Annotated in this window: 16 protein-coding genes and 2 pseudogenes; 9 read left to right on the top strand and 9 right to left on the bottom strand. The window is 52.1% G+C overall.

Features of this window, described 5'->3' with window-relative positions; all coding sequences use genetic code 11:
- Nucleotides 1-73 precede the first annotated feature (73 nt).
- Nucleotides 74-514 (bottom strand): Cd(II)/Pb(II)-responsive transcriptional regulator, encoded by a 441-nt coding sequence (gene cadR, locus MRY16398_RS29350; RefSeq protein WP_032743892.1) that lies wholly within the window; start codon nt 512-514, stop codon nt 74-76.
- 85 nt (nt 515-599) lie between these two features.
- Between cadR and MRY16398_RS29345 the strand changes: the two genes are divergently transcribed.
- The 4 genes from MRY16398_RS29345 to MRY16398_RS29330 all read left to right on the top strand — a co-directional run bounded on the left by MRY16398_RS29345 (nt 600) and on the right by MRY16398_RS29330 (nt 5554).
- Nucleotides 600-3005, top strand: coding sequence for a heavy metal translocating P-type ATPase (locus MRY16398_RS29345; protein ID WP_004213585.1), 2406 nt, complete (start codon nt 600-602; stop codon nt 3003-3005).
- On the top strand, nt 3002-4078 hold the full coding sequence (gene lspA, locus MRY16398_RS29340; RefSeq protein ID WP_000118563.1) for a signal peptidase II: 1077 nt from the start codon (nt 3002-3004) through the stop codon (nt 4076-4078). The genes MRY16398_RS29345 and lspA overlap by 4 nt, the downstream gene beginning before the upstream one ends.
- A gap of 129 nt (nt 4079-4207) precedes the next feature.
- Nucleotides 4208-4765: a recombinase family protein gene (locus MRY16398_RS29335; protein ID WP_001162010.1), complete on the top strand. Its 558-nt coding sequence runs from the start codon at nt 4208-4210 to the stop codon at nt 4763-4765.
- An 84-nt stretch (nt 4766-4849) separates the two neighbouring features.
- Nucleotides 4850-5554 carry an IS6-like element IS26 family transposase gene (locus MRY16398_RS29330; protein ID WP_001067855.1) on the top strand — a complete coding sequence of 235 codons (705 nt, stop codon included), beginning with the start codon at nt 4850-4852 and terminating at the stop codon, nt 5552-5554.
- Between the two features lie 27 nt (nt 5555-5581).
- Here MRY16398_RS29330 and MRY16398_RS29325 read toward each other — a convergent pair whose 3' ends face one another.
- Entirely contained in the window at nt 5582-8173 is a 2592-nt protein-coding gene (locus tag MRY16398_RS29325; protein WP_125125744.1) for a bifunctional diguanylate cyclase/phosphodiesterase, read from the bottom strand.
- Nucleotides 8174-8395: 222 nt separating this feature from the next.
- On the opposite strand from MRY16398_RS29325, the gene MRY16398_RS29320 reads away from it, so the two are divergent.
- A protein-coding gene (locus MRY16398_RS29320) for an IS1-like element IS1B family transposase (RefSeq protein ID WP_232034448.1) occupies nt 8396-9093 on the top strand; the annotation gives its coding sequence in 2 pieces (ribosomal slippage) (nt 8396-8645 and nt 8645-9093; 699 coding nt in all).
- 40 nt (nt 9094-9133) lie between these two features.
- Here the strand turns inward: MRY16398_RS29320 and MRY16398_RS29315 are convergent.
- The 5 genes and pseudogenes from MRY16398_RS29315 to MRY16398_RS29290 all read right to left on the bottom strand — a co-directional run bounded on the left by MRY16398_RS29315 (nt 9134) and on the right by MRY16398_RS29290 (nt 13888).
- Nucleotides 9134-10363, bottom strand: coding sequence for an EAL and HDOD domain-containing protein (locus MRY16398_RS29315; protein ID WP_125125743.1), 1230 nt, complete (start codon nt 10361-10363; stop codon nt 9134-9136).
- 84 nt (nt 10364-10447) lie between these two features.
- Nucleotides 10448-10723 (bottom strand): annotated as a pseudogene (locus MRY16398_RS29310) (IS1 family transposase); the annotation flags it as partial.
- A gap of 678 nt (nt 10724-11401) precedes the next feature.
- A complete protein-coding gene (locus MRY16398_RS29300; RefSeq protein WP_047368858.1) occupies nt 11402-11836 on the bottom strand; it encodes a regulatory protein RecX in 435 nt (144 codons plus the stop codon).
- Nucleotides 11833-13227, bottom strand: a complete 1395-nt coding sequence (locus MRY16398_RS29295) for a DUF6880 family protein (RefSeq protein ID WP_047368859.1) — start codon at nt 13225-13227, stop codon at nt 11833-11835. Before MRY16398_RS29295 ends, MRY16398_RS29300 begins: the two co-directional genes overlap by 4 nt.
- Nucleotides 13228-13303: 76 nt before the next feature.
- Entirely contained in the window at nt 13304-13888 is a 585-nt protein-coding gene (locus MRY16398_RS29290) for a recombinase family protein (RefSeq protein ID WP_047368860.1), read from the bottom strand.
- Between the two features lie 158 nt (nt 13889-14046).
- Here MRY16398_RS29290 and MRY16398_RS31105 point away from each other — a divergent pair.
- Nucleotides 14047-14472, top strand: a pseudogene (locus tag MRY16398_RS31105) (SprT-like domain-containing protein); the annotation flags it as partial.
- A gap of 174 nt (nt 14473-14646) precedes the next feature.
- Nucleotides 14647-14991 (top strand): phospholipase D-like domain-containing protein, encoded by a 345-nt coding sequence (locus MRY16398_RS29270; protein WP_226852965.1) that lies wholly within the window; start codon nt 14647-14649, stop codon nt 14989-14991.
- On the opposite strand, the gene MRY16398_RS30770 is transcribed toward MRY16398_RS29270, so the two are convergent.
- A complete protein-coding gene (locus MRY16398_RS30770; protein WP_158276538.1) occupies nt 14963-15130 on the bottom strand; it encodes a hypothetical protein in 168 nt (55 codons plus the stop codon). The two genes, MRY16398_RS29270 and MRY16398_RS30770, sit on opposite strands and share 29 nt — an antisense overlap.
- A gap of 447 nt (nt 15131-15577) precedes the next feature.
- On the opposite strand from MRY16398_RS30770, the gene MRY16398_RS29265 reads away from it, so the two are divergent.
- A complete protein-coding gene (locus tag MRY16398_RS29265; protein ID WP_017694266.1) occupies nt 15578-15817 on the top strand; it encodes a hypothetical protein in 240 nt (79 codons plus the stop codon).
- A 1-nt stretch (nt 15818) separates the two neighbouring features.
- On the top strand, nt 15819-16199 hold the full coding sequence (locus MRY16398_RS29260; RefSeq protein WP_047368861.1) for a HumD family translesion DNA polymerase: 381 nt from the start codon (nt 15819-15821) through the stop codon (nt 16197-16199).
- 307 nt (nt 16200-16506) lie between these two features.
- Here MRY16398_RS29260 and MRY16398_RS29255 read toward each other — a convergent pair whose 3' ends face one another.
- Nucleotides 16507-17049, bottom strand: a complete 543-nt coding sequence (locus tag MRY16398_RS29255; protein ID WP_047368862.1) for a stationary phase growth adaptation protein — start codon at nt 17047-17049, stop codon at nt 16507-16509.
- Nucleotides 17050-17473: the final 424 nt, after the last annotated feature.

Here is a 17473-nt window from a genome sequence, read left to right as displayed (position 1 = left end):
AAGCCTGTCCTCAGCATAGTACTGGGAAGGAGGGAGTGACCATCTCATTAAATAAAGCACGCTAAGCCCTTACTTACCCAGATGTTTGACTGTTCGTGGCACTTTCACCATGGCAATTGCAATTGCCCAACCCTTGCAAAATGCCGCACGCCTCTACAGATCGAGAGCCAGAACACTTCTCGCGCAAATCAACCAAGTGCCGTTTTAACTGCAACAGCGCGGACACACGCATTTCCACCTGTTGAATATGGGCCTCCAGCAGCGTGATGACCTCCCCACAGTCCTGCATCGGGTTGTCTCGCAGACCCAGCAATGCGCGAATCTCGCTCAACGTCATGTCGAGCGAACGGCAATGACGGATGAATTGCAAGCGCTCAATGTGCGCCTCACCGTACAACCGAAAGTTGCCACCGCTTCGCGCTGGCTTTGGCAGTAGCCCTTCCTTCTCGTAGTAGCGGATGGTCACGACCTCGCACCCAGAGCGCTTGGCGAGGTCGCCAATTCTGATTTCCATGCATCAATCTCCAATTATCACTTGACTCTATAGTGACTATAGAGATTTTAATGGAGGCTGAATAGAAGATTTTCAGGAGTTACTCATGAGCGAATGCGCTTCAAAGGGGTGTGGCTGCACGACTGAGCCGATCATCCAACCCACGGCACCGGCCCCGCTGGCAACCGGATCGGCTCAAGCGGTGTACCGCATCGAGAACATGGATTGCCCGACCGAAGAGGCGCTGATCCGAAGCAAACTGGCCGGTCTGGCGGGGGTGGCGGGTCTTGAATTCAACCTGATGCAACGTACCTTGGCCGTGCGACACGAATTGCCTTCGTTGTCTCCCGTCGAGCAGGCGCTGAAGGCCATCGGCATGCAAGCTGTGCGCATGGATCAGGCGTCGGCCGAGCAGACGACCAAGCTGTCCATTGCCAAGATGGATTGCCCGACCGAAGAGACGTTGATCCGCAACAAGCTCGGCACCGTGGCCGGTGTTGCTGATCTCGATTTCAACCTGATGCAGCGCACGCTGTCGGTACGCCATGCGAACCAGGTTCTGCCAGACGTGCTCGTGGCACTGCAAGCGCTTGGATTCGAGGCGCAGGTCGTGGACACGGCAGAGGTCGCATCTCCATCCGCCGCCCCTGTGACCACGCCGACCAACTGGTGGCCGCTGGGCATCTCCTTGGTCACTGCATCGGCGGCCGAGGCGGTCTACTGGCTCCACAACGGCAATCACTGGTCGGTTGTCGTTCTGGCGCTTGTCGCGGTCTTCACGGGTGGCCTCTCCACCTACAAGAAGGGGTGGATCGCGCTCAAGAACCGTAATCTCAACATGAACGCCCTCATGTCGATTGCGGTCACGGGTGCCATGTTGATCGGCCACTGGCCCGAAGCGGCAATGGTGATGGTACTGTTCGCGCTGGCCGAGGTAATCGAAGCCAAATCGCTGGATCGCGCTCGTAACGCTATCCGTGGCCTGCTCGACCTGACCCCGGAACAGGCCACGGTACAGCAGGCTGACGGCACATGGCGCGAGGTGGGCGCCAAGCAAATCACCATCGGCGCCCGCGTCCGGGTCAAACCAGGTGAGCGCATCGCCCTTGATGGTGAGGTGCTGGAAGGCCGCTCTGCCGTCAACCAAGCCCCGATCACGGGTGAAAGCCTCCCGGTCGAAAAATCCCCCGGTGATTCGGTGTTCGCTGGCACGATCAACGAATCCGGCTCGTTCGAGTACCGCGTCACCGCCTTGGCCAACAACTCCACTTTGGCCCGGATCATTCACGCGGTAGAGGCTGCGCAAGGTAGTCGTGCGCCGACTCAGCGTTTTGTCGATCAGTTCGCCCGCTGGTACACCCCCGTTGTATTCGGCGTTGCCATCGCCGTCGCGTTGTTGCCGCCGCTGTTCATGGGTGCGGCATGGCTCGACTGGATCTACCGTGCATTGGTTCTGCTGGTGGTCGCCTGCCCGTGCGCACTGGTGATCTCTACACCGGTCAGCATCGTCAGCGGCCTGGCCGCCGCCGCCCGCCACGGCATTCTCATCAAAGGTGGCGTCTATCTGGAAGAAGGCCGCAAGCTGCGCTGGCTGGCTCTGGACAAGACCGGCACGATCACGCACGGCAAGCCCGCACAGACCGACTTTGTCACATGGGGCAATGCACTCGCCTCGGACAGCCGCAGCATCGCTGCCAGTCTGGCGGCCCGCTCGGACCATCCTGTATCCAAGGCGGTGGCACAGGCCGCGCAGACGGACGGGGTTGCCTTGCTCGACGTGGCCGAATTCAACGCGCTGCCCGGTCGGGGTGTGCAAGGCCAAATCAACGGTGCGACCTACCATCTGGGCAACCACCGGATGCTCGAAGAGCTGGGGCAGTGCACACCAGAGCTGGAGCAGCGCATCGCTGCGCTGGAAACCGCTGGCAAGACCGTCGTGATGCTGGTGGGCGCAAAAGGGGTACATGGCTTATTCGCCGTTGCGGACACCATCAAGGACAGCAGCAAGAGAGCCATCGCCGAGCTGCATGCTCTGGGCATCAACACCGTGATGTTGACCGGCGATAACCCCCACACGGCACAGGCCATCGCCGCACAAGCCGGCATTGACCGCGCGCAAGGCAACCAACTGCCCGACGACAAACTGCGCGAAGTGGAGCAATTGTCCAGAAACGGCAAGGTTGGCATGGTCGGTGATGGCATCAACGACGCACCGGCCTTGGCGCGTGCGGACATTGGCTTTGCAATGGGAGCGGCGGGCACAGATACCGCTATTGAAACCGCCGACGTGGCCCTGATGGACGATGACCTGCGCAAGATTCCGACCTTCGTGCGCCTGTCGCGTGCGACAGCACAGGTGCTGATGCAAAACATTGTGCTGGCCCTTGGCATCAAGGCGGTATTTTTGGTGCTCACCTTCACGGGTCACGCGACCATGTGGATGGCTGTGTTCGCCGATATGGGTGCCAGCTTGCTTGTTGTCGGCAACGGCTTGAGGTTGTTGCGCCGATGAGCTGGAAACTCTTTCTCTATGACTGGGGTGGCCTGAACATCGCGTTGTTTCAAGCCATCAACACAGGCACGCCCGCCACGCTGAAACCACTGGCATGGTTCTTTGGCCTCGTGGGAAGTTACTGGACAGCGCCGCTGATGCTGTTGGGTCTGTGGTGGTGGTCGAAATCGGCTACAAACCCGGCGCGTGGTACGGCCGTTCGGCATCGCCTTATTGGTTTTAGCGCGGCCTTCTTGCTGGCGTTATTGGTCGCCACCGCCTTGAAGCTATGGTTCGACTTTCCACGCCCGCCTGCCGTCCTTGGCGACCTGGCGCGCGTCATCGGGGACAAAGAGCTTCACTACAGCCTGCCCAGCGGGCATGCCACCTATGCCGCGATGGTGGTCGGCGCGCTCTGGCCTTTGATGGGCCGCCGTGGTCGTCTCAGTTTAATGCTGTACGCCACATTGGTCGGCTGGTCGCGCATCGCGGCCGGAATGCACTTTCCGGCCGATGTGTTGGCGGGGTGGACGCTGGGATGGAGCTGCACGGCACTCGCCGGGTGGTTGCTGCCGTTGGCCGCCCCTGTGTGGCAATCGGCCCGCCGCACATCGGCTTGGGTCTGGTTCACCGTGGCCGCCAGTGCTGTCATGACCGATCAGCTCACGAAGTTCGCCATCATCCGCACGTTTGCCTACGGTGAGCAAGTCGAAATCACCCCGTTTTTCAACCTCGTTCATGTCCTGAATCCGGGTGCGGCATTCAGCTTTTTGGCGAACGCTGGTGGCTGGCAACGTTACTTTTTCATCACGCTGGGTCTGGCTGTTTCTGCTTGGCTGGGGCGCATGCTGTGCCAGCAACGGCCACGTCTCGAAGCGATGGGCTACAGCCTGATCCTCGGCGGTGCGCTGGGCAATGTCGCGGATCGTGTGCTGCGTGGACAGGTTGTTGATTTCCTTGACTTCCATTGGCGACTTGCGCACTGGCCCGCCTTCAACCTCGCTGATGTGGCGATAACTATCGGAGCGCTCTGCCTGTTCTTGACGGTTGTACCGAAAAGCAGTAAAGGCACAGAGGCCGAGGTGTCCGGTTAAGCTATACCCTAACCTGATGTCAGATGTTGAGCACAAACAACGTCAGAGTAGGGTATTAATTTATATTTATTGACACATTCAGCCAAGGGTAATAGATTTCATCCTGACATTTTTACCTTTGGAGGCATCTTGCAAGGTCAACGTATCGGCTACGTTCGCGTCAGCAGCTTCGACCAGAATCCTGATCGACAACTGGAACAAATAGAAGTCGGCAAGGTATTCACCGATAAGGCTTCAGGCAAGGACACACAACGTCCCGAACTTGAAAGGCTGCTGGCCTTCGTCCGCGAGGGCGACACCGTGGTGGTGCATAGCATGGACAGGTTGGCACGCAACCTTGATGACCTGCGCCGCATCGTCCAAGGGCTGACACAACGGGGCGTGCGCATGGAGTTCGTCAAAGAAGGGCTAACGTTCACCGGCGAGGACTCACCGATGGCCAATCTGATGCTGTCGGTCATGGGAGCCTTTGCTGAGTTCGAGCGCGCTCTGATCCGCGAACGTCAGCGCGAGGGAATCGTGCTGGCTAAGCAGCGCGGGGCCTACCGGGGACGAAAGAAATCGCTGAACAGCGAACAAATTGCCGAGTTGAAACGGCGAGTTGCGGCAGGCGACCAGAAAACCTTGGTGGCCCGTGACTTCGGCATCAGCCGCGAAACCTTGTACCAGTACCTGCGGGAAGACTGACCATGCCACGCCGCTCAATCCGGCACTGTTGCAAATAGTCGGTGGTGATAAACTTATCATCCCCTTTTGCTGATGGAGCTGCACATGAACCCATTCAAAGGCCGGCATTTTCAGCGTGACATCATTCTGTGGGCCGTACGCTGGTACTGCAAATACGGCATCAGTTACCGTGAGCTGCAGGAGATGCTGGCTGAACGCGGAGTGAATGTCGATCACTCCACGATTTACCGCTGGGTTCAGCGTTATGCGCCTGAAATGGAAAAACGGCTGCGCTGGTACTGGCGTAACCCTTCCGATCTTTGCCCGTGGCACATGGATGAAACCTACGTGAAGGTCAATGGCCGCTGGGCGTATCTGTACCGGGCCGTCGACAGCCGGGGCCGCACTGTCGATTTTTATCTCTCCTCCCGTCGTAACAGCAAAGCTGCATACCGGTTTCTGGGTAAAATCCTCAACAACGTGAAGAAGTGGCAGATCCCGCGATTCATCAACACGGATAAAGCGCCCGCCTATGGTCGCGCGCTTGCTCTGCTCAAACGCGAAGGCCGGTGCCCGTCTGACGTTGAACACCGACAGATTAAGTACCGGAACAACGTGATTGAATGCGATCATGGCAAACTGAAACGGATAATCGGCGCCACGCTGGGATTTAAATCCATGAAGACGGCTTACGCCACCATCAAAGGTATTGAGGTGATGCGTGCACTACGCAAAGGCCAGGCCTCAGCATTTTATTATGGTGATCCCCTGGGCGAAATGCGCCTGGTAAGCAGAGTTTTTGAAATGTAAGGCCTTTGAATAAGACAAAAGGCTGCCTCATCGCTCACTTTGCAACAGTGCCTCTAAATTTAACGCATCAAGCGCGACAGGCTTCCCGATGAAATACCCTTGCGCCTCGTCACAGTGATAATGTTTAAGCCTTTTCAACTGCTCCGCCGTTTCCACGCCTTCAGCGGTGACAGCCAGCGAATAGGCTTTGCCAAGGCCGATAATATTCTCAACGATGATTTTGGCGTTTTCCGATTCCTCCATGGCGAACACAAAAGATTTATCCAGCTTTATTCCGTCGAACGGGAAGCGTTTCAGATAGCTTAATGCCGAGTAGCCGGTTCCAAAGTCATCAATCAAAAAGCGTACGCCGATATCCTTCAGCTGCTTCATGGTTTCCAGCGTGATATCCGGATTGGAAATCGTCACGTTTTCGGTAATTTCTAACTCCAGCCGGGACGGTTTAAGCCCCGATTTTTGCAGCGCAGCCTTTACCCGTTTCGCCAGGCCACGGGTATTAAACTCCACCGCCGAAATATTGACCGAAATAACCAAATCGGGCGAGAGATGCACCATATCTTTACAGGCTTTCTCCAGCACCACATCACTCATGGCAACGATCAGGCCCGTCTCTTCCGCAAGCGGGATGAACTGATCCGGCATCAGTAAACCGAGACGCGGATGCTGCCAGCGAACCAGTGCTTCGACAGCAGCGATACGCGAGGTTTTAATGTCGTAACGGGGCTGATAAACCAGCTGAAACTGGTCTGTGCATAACGCTTCACGAAACTCTTTTTCCATTTCCCGGCGCTGAATTAAGTACTCGCCCATGTTGGGTTCGTAAAACACCCAGTTATTGCGACCGGTATTTTTCGCTTTATACAATGCGATATCGGATAACCGAATCAGATCGCTGGCGTTCATTGCATCCTGAGGCGCCAGTGCAATCCCCATACTCACGCTGATATACACTTCATTGCCGTTAACGATAAAAGGCCGGCTTATTTCACTGGCAATGCGCTGGCAGAGCGTCTCTATGTCTTTACGCACATAAATATCCGGCAGAATAAGGATAAACTCATCTCCGCCCTGCCGGGCAACCAGATCGATTTTACGGGTACAGGACCGCAACCGGCTGGCGACTTCATTGAGTAACGCATCGCCCGCATTGTGGCCGAATAAATCATTTACCGGTTTGAATTTATCCAGGTCGAGGCTGATCATGGCCAGGGGATGATCCGGATCGGGTAAAGAACGCAGCTCACTTTCCAGAAACTCTTTCATTCTGACCCGGTTTGGCAGGCCGGTTAATTCATCATGCTGCGATAAATACTCGGCACGCTCCTGCGCCTCCACTTCCAGAGTGACATCGGTCACCGTACCGCGAAAACCCATGGAACCATCATCCATAATGGCGCGCTTCGCCACCACATTGCAGTAACGCTGATGGCCCTGAGCTGAGAAATAGCGGGCCTTTTTGAGCGTGTAATTACTGCTCGTCTGCGGATTCAGCAGCCAGTGATGAAAAAGGATTTTGTCGCTGTGGATGAAATCCAACATGTTCCGCCCAAGCCAGTCGTCAGAATGATGACCGGTAACGCCGGAAAAACGGTCGGCTAACCACGTTAGCCGTGCCTCGCTGTCCGCTTCCCAAATCCAGTCGGTGGTGGCTTCGATGACGTCGCGAAAGCGCCGTTCGCTTGCCGTAAGCGCTTGTCGGCTTTGCTCAAGCAGGAAAACATTTTCGTCATTAATTTGCGCTTTGATTAACGCACCACGCCGCATCAACCAGGTAAACGCAATGGTCGATAACATCAGAATGATGATTAACGGCAGCTCCCGGTTCATCAGCGCTCTGCCCGGATCGTCGCTTCGCCACTCAATCAGAACATCGCCATTATCAATGGGTAAAATAAGCTGAGCTTCCCGGTAGTCGGCTTTCAGGTGCGGCTCCATTCTGCCGAACGTATGCGCATTATGAATGCCGTATTCGTTGCCCATTTTCTCCAGTTTAACGGGCGTTAACACATCGGCGAAAATCAGTACCGAGGCGTCTCCCGCCACCGGCGTGATGCTTTCATCGTCTCCCGACGTGATCCGGGCCGCCGCCAGTAAGGTGAGTTGCCCGTTGGTCATCATAAGGCGTGAGACGGCTTTACCCTGGCTTTGTGAGAGGTCGTTAAAAAGTTCTTTGGTGATGTTCCGGTTGAGCCATTTCTCGAAAGGCTGGCTGACAAGATTCCCTTCAATGACGCTATAACGCGTCTCCCCGGCGGGAGACAAAACAAATACGCCTTCATACTGGTAATTCGTGTAAAGCGATTCGCCAAGGTTCTGGCTGTCCCATGCCCATTTAACATTAACCTGCTTGTGCAAATTATTATACGCTTCGCCCCAGTCGGCATTATCCATTAAATTTGTGCGTATCTTTTCCTGCCGGTTAGTGAGGGCTTTTTGCAAAAGTAAACTGCTGCGCGCGTCTGCTTTATTATTAAGATTATCCGCGATATATAAAAGATTCACTATTGCCGCCAGAAAGAGACTGCTCAGCAACGCCGCGGTAATAATAAAATTTTTCTTTACTATGCCACTGGTTTCTCCTGAAAAACTACTTACTTTGTTGAAGCGCTGCCAGTTCATTTTCCCCATCTCTTAACGGGTGAGAGTCCATTGGCCTGAAATAGGCACAGCCCGCAGAGGCAGTATCGGCAGAAACGGATTTTTATTTAGTGCCAGCTTTCTGTTTTGCTAAGGAAGGTGCGAATAAGGGCACTGTTGCAAAGTTAGCGATGAGGCAGCCTTTTGTCGGTGATGCTGCCAACTTACTGATTTAGTGTATGATGGTGTTTTTGAGGTGCTCCAGTGGCTTCTGTTTCTATCAGCTGTCCCTCCTGTTCAGCTACTGACGGGGTGGTGCGTAACGGCAAAAGCACTGCCGGACATCAGCGCTATCTCTGCTCTCACTGCCGTAAAACATGGCAACTGCAGTTCACTTACACCGCTTCTCAACCCGGTACGCACCAGAAAATCATTGATATGGCCATGAATGGCGTTGGATGCCGGGCAACCGCCCGCATTATGGGCGTTGGCCTCAACACGATTTTCCGCCATTTAAAAAACTCAGGCCGCAGTCGGTAACCTCGCGCATACAGCCGGGCAGTGACGTCATCGTCTGCGCGGAAATGGACGAACAGTGGGGATACGTCGGGGCTAAATCGCGCCAGCGCTGGCTGTTTTACGCGTATGACAGGCTCCGGAAGACGGTTGTTGCGCACGTATTCGGTGAACGCACTATGGCGACGCTGGGGCGTCTTATGAGCCTGCTGTCACCCTTTGACGTGGTGATATGGATGACGGATGGCTGGCCGCTGTATGAATCCCGCCTGAAGGGAAAGCTGCACGTAATCAGCAAGCGATATACGCAGCGAATTGAGCGGCATAACCTGAATCTGAGGCAGCACCTGGCACGGCTGGTACGGAAGTCGCTGTCGTTCTCAAAATCGGTGGAGCTGCATGACAAAGTCATCGGGCATTATCTGAACATAAAACACTATCAGTAAGTTGGAGTCATTACCATCTTTAACCATATGAGTCAAATAGCTAACATACAGCGAGCTCATCAGCCCATTTAGTGGCTTTCTGCATTGTTTCTATAACAGAGAACTCAGAGATATTCAGTGTTCTGCATATTTCAGCCGTCTCTTCCCAGCTAAGCTTCTCATAACACAAAGAAAGATTAAGTATGTCAAAAAGCTCACCTTTATGCAGGCAAAGAGCATCGGCGACATTTCCGGGAACCGATATCTGTTGAATTAAATCATCCATGGGCTGCTCGAGAATAACATCCAGCAAAGAAAACAAACCACAAACAAACGCGTTATAGGATAATGAAGCGAGGTTTAATTTCCCGGCAATTAATTCACAAAATTTTCCACGAACCATACTCAGACGATAAAGTTCGCTGACACCCGAAACCCCGATGCTGGAAAGAGCAGCCACCGAAACAAAACGGCGGATTTCGTTATACCCCAGATACATCAGCATTTCTTTCAGAGTAAGTTCCCCTGACGGAGTAATACCGTGTGATTTGAACAGCATGTTTTTTACATAACGCATTATTTTATATGATAAAGTCAGGTCATTTTTCAGTAATCGCTCAAGCACGGTAAAGTCCGGGCTCTCCCTGTTAACTTCCATCATCAGGCTGGAAAGCACCATCGGATTCTGAGAAAGGCATTTGTTTCGGATGATCTCCGGTCTGCTGAAGAAAAACCCCTGAAAAAGAACAAATCCGGCCTGGCTGTAAAGCTCAAACTCTTCTCTTGTTTCAACTTTTTCAGCCAGAAATTTTATGCCGTGAAGCAAGTGCTTTTTCTCGGTGAGATAGCGATCAATCTCATGGTAAGTTTTTTCCCGAACATCAAATTTAATGACCGAAATATATCTCATAAACCGGTCCCAGGCGCTGTCCAGCGTGAAATCATCAAGTGCAAGCTGATAGCCATTGTCGTGAAGTTCCCTGACCGCCAGGAAAAGCTCGTCATCAGGAATGGCATCCTCAAGGATCTCTATAACCACTTTATCATTCGGCAAGGTATCGCCAAGCCCGCTGATTATCATCCGGTGCGGAACATTGATAAATGAGCTGTGATTGTCAGCGATGCGGGGAATCGGAATGCATAAAAACTGGTCGGAAATCACCCTGGAAGTTGCATATTCAGGCGAAACATCGGGAAAAGAATTCTTCATTCCGTCCCTGAAAAGCAATTCATATGCGACGGTCTGCATTTTCCTGTCAAAAATAGGCTGTCGCGCAATAAATGAATACATATTCAGGTCTCCAGGTCAGCATTATAATTTTTTGAAATTAAACCTTTCTATGATTAGAACATGCAAAACGGTAATGACTCTAACTTACTGATAGTGTTTTATGTTCAGATAATGCCCGATGACTTTGTCATGCAGCTCCACCGATTTTGAGAACGACAGTGACTTCCTGCCCAGCCTTGCCAGATGCTGCCTCAGATTCAGGTTATGCCGCTCAATGCGCTGCGTATATCGCTTGCTGATAACGTGCAGTTCTCCCTTCAGGCGTGATTCATAAAGCGGCCAGCCATCCGTCATCCATACCACGACCTCAAAGGCCGACAGCAGGCCCAGAAGACGCTCCAGCGTGGCCAACGTGCGTTCCACGCCTTCAGTAGCTGAGCAGGAGGGACAACTGATGGAGATGGAAGCCACGGGAGCACCTCAAAAACACCATCGTACACTAAATCAGTAAGTTGGCACCATTACCGGTTTCCCGAAGCTTTTCTTTATATATAATATCATTGAAGTTATTTCTATTTCCCAGAAAATTTCTCAGGCTGTGACTGCAATGGCCGCAATACATTGCACATATCGCCGCTGTGCAGTGGGGGCTGATTTTTCTGATTTATGTCAAAATTTGGTTCGCCAAATGCCTTTTATGTTAAATCCACGATTTCTATATAACAAATAGCGATTAGCGCTGTTTTCTCGCTTCAAGGCGTCATTTGTATACGTGATATCAGGTCAAACTGGCCGATACCGCATGGTTAATTTTTTGTTAAGAACCTCGGAGGTTTTAACAAATTTAACATCTTTCCATTTCCCCCGCCTTTCCCTACGAACCGTCGATAATATCACCTTCTATTTTTATATAATTATATAATAATATGACTTCGGTCACGGTGTGGATTGCCGCCAAACCCTACAATTGTATTGTGCAATACAATTCTTATGGAAATAGTGTTATGTCCGATATCAAACCCGCAATTAGGGGTAATGGGAGCGAAGCTACAATATGACGACATTTGTCTCGGATGGCGCACCGACAGCAAACCATGCTCAGCTTAACGCCTCAAATATCATGTCCATCGAAAACCCCTTGTACTGGAGGTAGCGGATCTGTTTGTTTTTTTCTTTGGCTTCTGATGCCACCGCATCACCAAATTTACTGACTTTCAGTTCCCTTGCCATGGCATACCAGTCCACATCCACTTTCTCCAGCATCTGCTCGACCAACTCCGGAGAAAAACCTTTTTGCCTGATCTCCTGTTTGATTCTGGCCGGGCCATGTTTTTTTCGAACATGTTTATCAATCATGTGCGTTATCAGTCGGTTATCATCCAGATAACCACACTCAACCAGCCTCGACAACGCCTTGTCGATCTTTTCTCTGTTTTCCGTCATCTTACTCAGTGTCCGGGCCAACTCACCGGATGCGTAATCCCGCCTTGCCAGTAGTGACACCGCGTGGTCATACAGTTCCTGTGATGTCATGAGGCATCTCCGTTATAACGGATACCGTCCTTTCCTACTGATAATCCTTTGATTTTATTTGCCATCAACGGCCAGAGTGCGGTTTTACGTTTATGTTGTTCGTAGAGCGTTCTGAGGTAGTCCTCTGTTTCCGGAAGCTGAGGGCAATCTTCCAGACCTTCGCCGTAATCGATGGCTTTTTTCATGTCTGAGGCGGCATGGCTGTAATACTTGCTTTTTGATTGCTGAATGTTGTCCTCCACCAAAAAGCGACGCAACAGGGTCGCCGTATGCGCATAGCCGTGTTTATACAGGGTGCTGGATAATGTCCGTAAAAATGAATGGGTGATATAAGCCAGCGAGTCGGTGAGGTTGTTTTTTGGCATGGCCATAATACAGGCGTCGATTAAATCATACCGTTCGATGTCTGACGCAAAGCAGACATACGGCGCTAACCCTGTATCTTTTGCTATTTTCAGGAATGCAGGGCTGTGATCGACATCTTTTTCAGCGGCTTTTGTGTACAGATGATAAAAACGTGTATCGCATTGAAAAGTGAATGCTGTAATACAGTGGGCTTTCGCTTCCTCTTTTCTCCCTTCTTCAATCAGGGCCTGAATGAAGAGTTCATTCCATATTATGTTATCTGTGATCTCCTCATCGTCAATCCGCTGGCTGTTTAATACAGCGAGTGCATCGTCGGACCGCAGGTCTTCCATAAGTAATCTGACATAATCAAAATAATGGGTGGAATGGCAAAATTCATCGTTTTTAAACGCCATCGTCAGAAAATCAAGGTCTTTTATTATCATGCTGAGACCAAGAGCTTCCCGGAGGGATTGTTTTTGATAATACATATCACGGATTACACGTAAAATATCCGTGCCGAGTAATGTCCGGTATTTTTTAAATATCTCAATTCCAAAATAGAATTCTCTTTCAACAACGGTGAATATTTTTTTAGCAATGGATACTGGATCGTTGTTTTTTTGTGCTTCCAGTGATTTCATCCACGCATCCAACAGAATGGTATAGTAGCTCATCCAGCTTCCGCTGGAAGTGTCCACGTTCCCGGTGAATTTTTCGAACTCAAGCATCATTTTTACGCTCAGACTTTCCGCTTGCTCGGGGAGCTCGTGGGCGATACCCACAAGGGGGTTCGCTATACTGCGTGTCAGCTCGTCAAAAAAGGCATCGGCATCATAGTAATCATAAAAACGTTTGCTTTTGGCTCGTCTGGCATACTCCTTCTCGACGGCTTTAAGTACCTCTGCTGCCGATAGCAGATACCCATTCACCAGTGTGGTCCTGGCCTGCTTATTATCCTGTATCAGGTCATAAATAATATTGACCAGCACGTCATGACTCATCTCTGAAAGCTGTGCGGTTTGTTTTTTTGTTAACGGTGCCATGAAGCTCCTCCTGAGACTGGCTGTATGAAACATCTGGGCCTGTTATTTGCCCCTTCAGGCTATAAAATCATCCGGATTAACAGGATGAACTTGCCGCCTTTATTCTGTGAATAGTTTGCCGCGTCGTACTGAACTGACGGGCAATAGCACTGATGCTGTCTCCGGCTTTCAGACGGATGATCACCGCCTGCCGTTGTTCTTCATTCAATGCAGGTGGACGCCCGAAGCGTTTTCCTGCTGCCTTTGCCCTGGCAATACCAGAATGAGTACGTTCAAGAAGCAAGTCACGTTCGAATTCGGCCACCGCCGAAATCACCTGCATGGTCATTTTCCCCGCCGGGCTGGTAAGATCAACACCGCCCAGCGCCAGGCAGTGAACCCGAATGTCTGACTTTGCCAGCTGTTCCACGGTCTTTCGTACGTCCATCGCATTGCGTCCCAGACGGTCAAGTTTGGTGACAATCAGTACGTCGCCATTTTCCATACGGTCAAGTAGTCTGGCGAAACCGGGGCGTTCGCTGGCGGCCACTGAACCGCTGATATGTTCTTCGACCAGTCGCTGAGGTCTGACGGCAAAACCGGCGGCTTCAATTTCCCGGCGCTGGTTTTCAGTGGTCTGTTCCAGGGTGGATACACGGCAGTAAGCAAAAACTCGTGACATGGCATAATTTTATGTACGAAATGGATGTACGAATTATAACGCATGTACGAAACTAATTTCACTAAGTTTTGGACAGGTACTGTAAGCAGTGTACGAAAACGCTCGCTTTCGGATATCAGCAAATGTCGTGAAATTGCGCGTTCGCTCCCGTTGGGCCAATTAAGGCATACAGTGAGCTTCAACAGGCTTATGACTGGTTCAATCTTTCCCTCTTTGATAAGGCTCTGCCGGATCTGCTGATTACGTTACAGCGCGGTCGTAACACCTTTGGTTATTTCGCGCCTGAACGCTTCACAGGGGAATCCAGCGTATCGGAGCTGGCGATGAATCCCGATTACTTCGGTGGCCGATACTCTGTCAACACTGGTGCATGAAATGGTGCACGTGTGGCAGCATTACGCCCCGTTAAAAAATGCCGGGGCGGCTATCATGATCGTGTATGGGGCGCGAAGATGGAGGAAGTCGGGCTTATGCCATCAAATACCGGCTTACCTGGCGGGAAAAAGAACGGGCAGCAGATGACGCACTACATTATCAGTCCATCATGGCGAGCCACCTGCTGGCTATCAGCGATAAAAAATGGCGGTACGCGTTTTACGTCGCCCCGGACGAGGCGAAAAAGCGCGCCCTGAAGATTATTTTCGACAGCATCGCCAGCGTGATCGTGAAAAACCAGCATGTGCAACTGGAGGCAAAACACCGCGACGTTTTCCGCTTTTACACCCTCGATGAACTGAAAAGCCTGGAGCTGGACAACTATGCGTAAAACCACCCTTCTGGTGCTGGCCGCCGCCCTCTGCGTGCCCGTGTTCGCCACCGCCGCGCCCGTCCTGACGGCGGGTTTTTCGCCGTCTGACGGGCGCCCTGCTCTTGAAATTGTGCTCGGCGCCATAAACAACGCCAGGCAGAGCATTGACGTCGCGGCCTACAGCTTCACCAGTAAGCCGGTCGCGACGGCGCTCGCCGGTGCTAACCGGCGCGGCGTGGCCGTGCGCGTGGTGGCCGACGAAAAGGCGAACAGCGACCGCTACACCGCCGTGACGTATCTGATAAACCAGGGCGTGCCGGTGCACCTTAACGGCCGTTGCCCTCGATGTCGCTGATCAGTTTAACCACCGCCGTTTTGACGGTTTTGATTTCAGGAAATTTCGTTTTTGGGGAGCCTGACTGCTCCAGCGGGGATACGCTGGTCGCCGGTGCAGCTTTAGGGGCGGTTGTCGGGGTGTGCAGTTTCATCGTCATGGTCGTTTCTCCGTCAGTGTGAATTTCGTCTTCGTATCACCTGACGGTTCGGCCTGCCCGGAGTCGTTCTGGTCAGCAAGGGCGCGCAGCGTGCCATTTACCCTTGCTGACCAGGTTGTGACGGGGGACGATTACCGGAAGCTGATACGCAGGAGAAAGGCATCACAGGAGAAAATGACGATGTGCACACCCGGACTTACCGCCCCTTTAGCTGCACGGGTGAAACCGCCTTTCAGCGTCCGGAGGACAGGTAAAAAAAAGCACTGACGACGTCAGTGCTGCCTTTGTGGCGTGCGGTGTTACACTGCCACAGCCGGTCAGTTCGCCCTTCCTGAATCCGGGGGCGGTTTGTTTTCGGGGATGTTCTGACCGGCACTTCCCCATCACTTGCAGAAATTCCACCGCCCTTTATACTGTATGTATATACAGTATAAAGAGGTTAATCTGATGCCACGACGCTATGAAATTGACGCTGCCTGGCGTGCGGCCATCACCCGCGAACAGGATGGCCGTCAGACCGTAACGACCGCAGCCTTTGTCCGGGAGCTGCACAAGTTCAACTGGCACTGGACGCCCCGCCAGGCTAACCAGTGGATAGAAACGTATGTAACGGTGTTCCGGGACGTCTCCCCTAATGAGGGAGAAAACCGGACGTTCCAGCTGTTTAATCCGAACGGAGGGCGCTGATATGGGGTTTCCATCACCGGCAATGGATTACCAGGAAAGTCGCCTCTCGCTGGACAGCTACTGTAAAACCGGGCGTCCGGGCGTGTTCCTGTTCCGCAGCGACTGCATCTCATTCCGGGAGGGCATCAGGCAGGATTCGCTGCTGATCGTGGATTTCGGCGCGCGGCCGGTTGACGGCTCCCTGGTGCTCTGTGTGCTGGAAGATGAATTCCGGATCATGCGACTGCGTCTCCATCCGACCAGATATCTACAGGAGCTGGACAGGCCGGAGAACGTCCGCGCCCTGCCGGATAATGAGGATGAAGGTATCGAGATCTGGGGCGTGGTGACGCACATTGTCACCGATGCCAGAACAGGCGAGTTCGACGATAGACCAGTTTAGACTTTAGGTTCTATCAGCTTAGTACCCGCAACAACCCGCAACTGGTAAGGGCTGCAAGAGACCGATAAGAAGTTAGCCTGTAACCGCTAAAAGTAACCTTAAGTTGATCAACCAGTATTAGGGTAGTATTATTACTTCACGGAAGAGTGAAGTCTTCCGTAAGGATGCAGCAGACTGAAGCAATTCAGACATCCCGCAACCAGCGTTAGTAAGCAGTTCCTATCACTGGTCCAGGCCAAGTCCGGTAATGGCGCTCTGAATACCAGGTTTAACTACCTGGCGAAACCCACCCTAGAGGTGGGTTTTGTTATTTTGGGGGTTGAGGAAGTGGCTTTCCTGTAAGCAGGTTGTGCGCAATGACGAAGAAACTAACCGATTTTCCGCGTGAAGTTATTTCCACCGGGTAAGCGCTACTGATGTGAAGGCGCAGTTTTTTCTTCTCCCGGAACGCTTTAAAAGCCACAAAATAATGTTCCGTCTCGCCGTTCGCGAGTTGAACCTCAACCGTGGCATAACTCCCGTAACCCGCGTGGATCACTTTTCTTTGCCCCAGCGTTTCTATAATACCCCGCAGATGTTGCCTGGCGAGCTGGTAGCGACGTTCGCAGAATGGACGGCTCTCCTTCACGGCATGATACATCAACGCCGCTTTATCCTCATCTGACTGGTACTCGTAATCCTTACAGAAACAATGACATGAATATGTGACGAGAAAACGATAAACCTTGTCCGGCTTGCCGGGTGCGGTATGCGTATACGTCACCTCATGAGCATCGAGGAAGGATAGATCACGCGTTTCACCGTCCGGGTGCGCAAAATCTTTCCATTTAGTTACTTCGCTGATGTTCACTACCGGCTTCCGTGGGAGTTATCGGGGAAAAACATTATATAGGAATCGTCATTGTACTGACGTTATTCTCACTAACACAAAGATAAAGCATCGGGAAACCTAGACATACAGGTGGGTGGTCCAGTTATCCCGTACTTATCCCCTGATTCTGTGGATAATCAATATATGGTATCCAAACCAGCTGCGACTGCTACCGTATATAGTGTCTCCTGCTGCCGTTCGAACCGTCCCCGCCCCATCATGGACAAAATGTGCTTTCGAAGTGAAAAATTCCTCAAAAACGCCTCGATTTAACATAATGGACGTTATCGGCACCACGCGATCAGGGTTCGTCCTGAAATGCCCTTCAATCTCCTAAAAGATCATCTTTTTAGAGTCATTTACGGCTATTTTTTTGTTGCTAATTTGTTAACAAAATCAAGTT

The organism is Phytobacter sp. MRY16-398 (assembly GCF_003925915.1).
GTDB classification, from domain to species: Bacteria; Pseudomonadota; Gammaproteobacteria; order Enterobacterales; family Enterobacteriaceae; genus Phytobacter; species Phytobacter diazotrophicus.
The sequence above is the reverse complement of the archived record's forward strand: the minus strand, read 5'-3'. Positions and strand labels throughout refer to the sequence as shown.

Excerpts from the sequence above, each read along its gene's own strand:
- cadR (WP_032743892.1), bottom strand. The coding sequence starts at position 514 with ATGGAAATCAGAATTGGCGACCTCGCCAAGCGCTCTGGGTGCGAGGTC.
- MRY16398_RS29345 (WP_004213585.1), top strand. The coding sequence starts at position 600 with ATGAGCGAATGCGCTTCAAAGGGGTGTGGCTGCACGACTGAGCCGATC.
- lspA (WP_000118563.1), top strand. The coding sequence starts at position 3,002 with ATGAGCTGGAAACTCTTTCTCTATGACTGGGGTGGCCTGAACATCGCG.
- MRY16398_RS29330 (WP_001067855.1), top strand. The coding sequence starts at position 4,850 with ATGAACCCATTCAAAGGCCGGCATTTTCAGCGTGACATCATTCTGTGG.
- MRY16398_RS29325 (WP_125125744.1), bottom strand. The coding sequence starts at position 8,173 with ATGAACTGGCAGCGCTTCAACAAAGTAAGTAGTTTTTCAGGAGAAACC.
- MRY16398_RS29315 (WP_125125743.1), bottom strand. The coding sequence starts at position 10,363 with ATGTATTCATTTATTGCGCGACAGCCTATTTTTGACAGGAAAATGCAG.
- MRY16398_RS29300 (WP_047368858.1), bottom strand. The coding sequence starts at position 11,836 with ATGACATCACAGGAACTGTATGACCACGCGGTGTCACTACTGGCAAGG.
- MRY16398_RS29295 (WP_047368859.1), bottom strand. The coding sequence starts at position 13,227 with ATGGCACCGTTAACAAAAAAACAAACCGCACAGCTTTCAGAGATGAGT.
- MRY16398_RS29290 (WP_047368860.1), bottom strand. The coding sequence starts at position 13,888 with ATGTCACGAGTTTTTGCTTACTGCCGTGTATCCACCCTGGAACAGACC.
- MRY16398_RS29270 (WP_226852965.1), top strand. The coding sequence starts at position 14,647 with ATGCGTAAAACCACCCTTCTGGTGCTGGCCGCCGCCCTCTGCGTGCCC.
- MRY16398_RS30770 (WP_158276538.1), bottom strand. The coding sequence starts at position 15,130 with ATGACGATGAAACTGCACACCCCGACAACCGCCCCTAAAGCTGCACCG.
- MRY16398_RS29265 (WP_017694266.1), top strand. The coding sequence starts at position 15,578 with ATGCCACGACGCTATGAAATTGACGCTGCCTGGCGTGCGGCCATCACC.
- MRY16398_RS29260 (WP_047368861.1), top strand. The coding sequence starts at position 15,819 with ATGGGGTTTCCATCACCGGCAATGGATTACCAGGAAAGTCGCCTCTCG.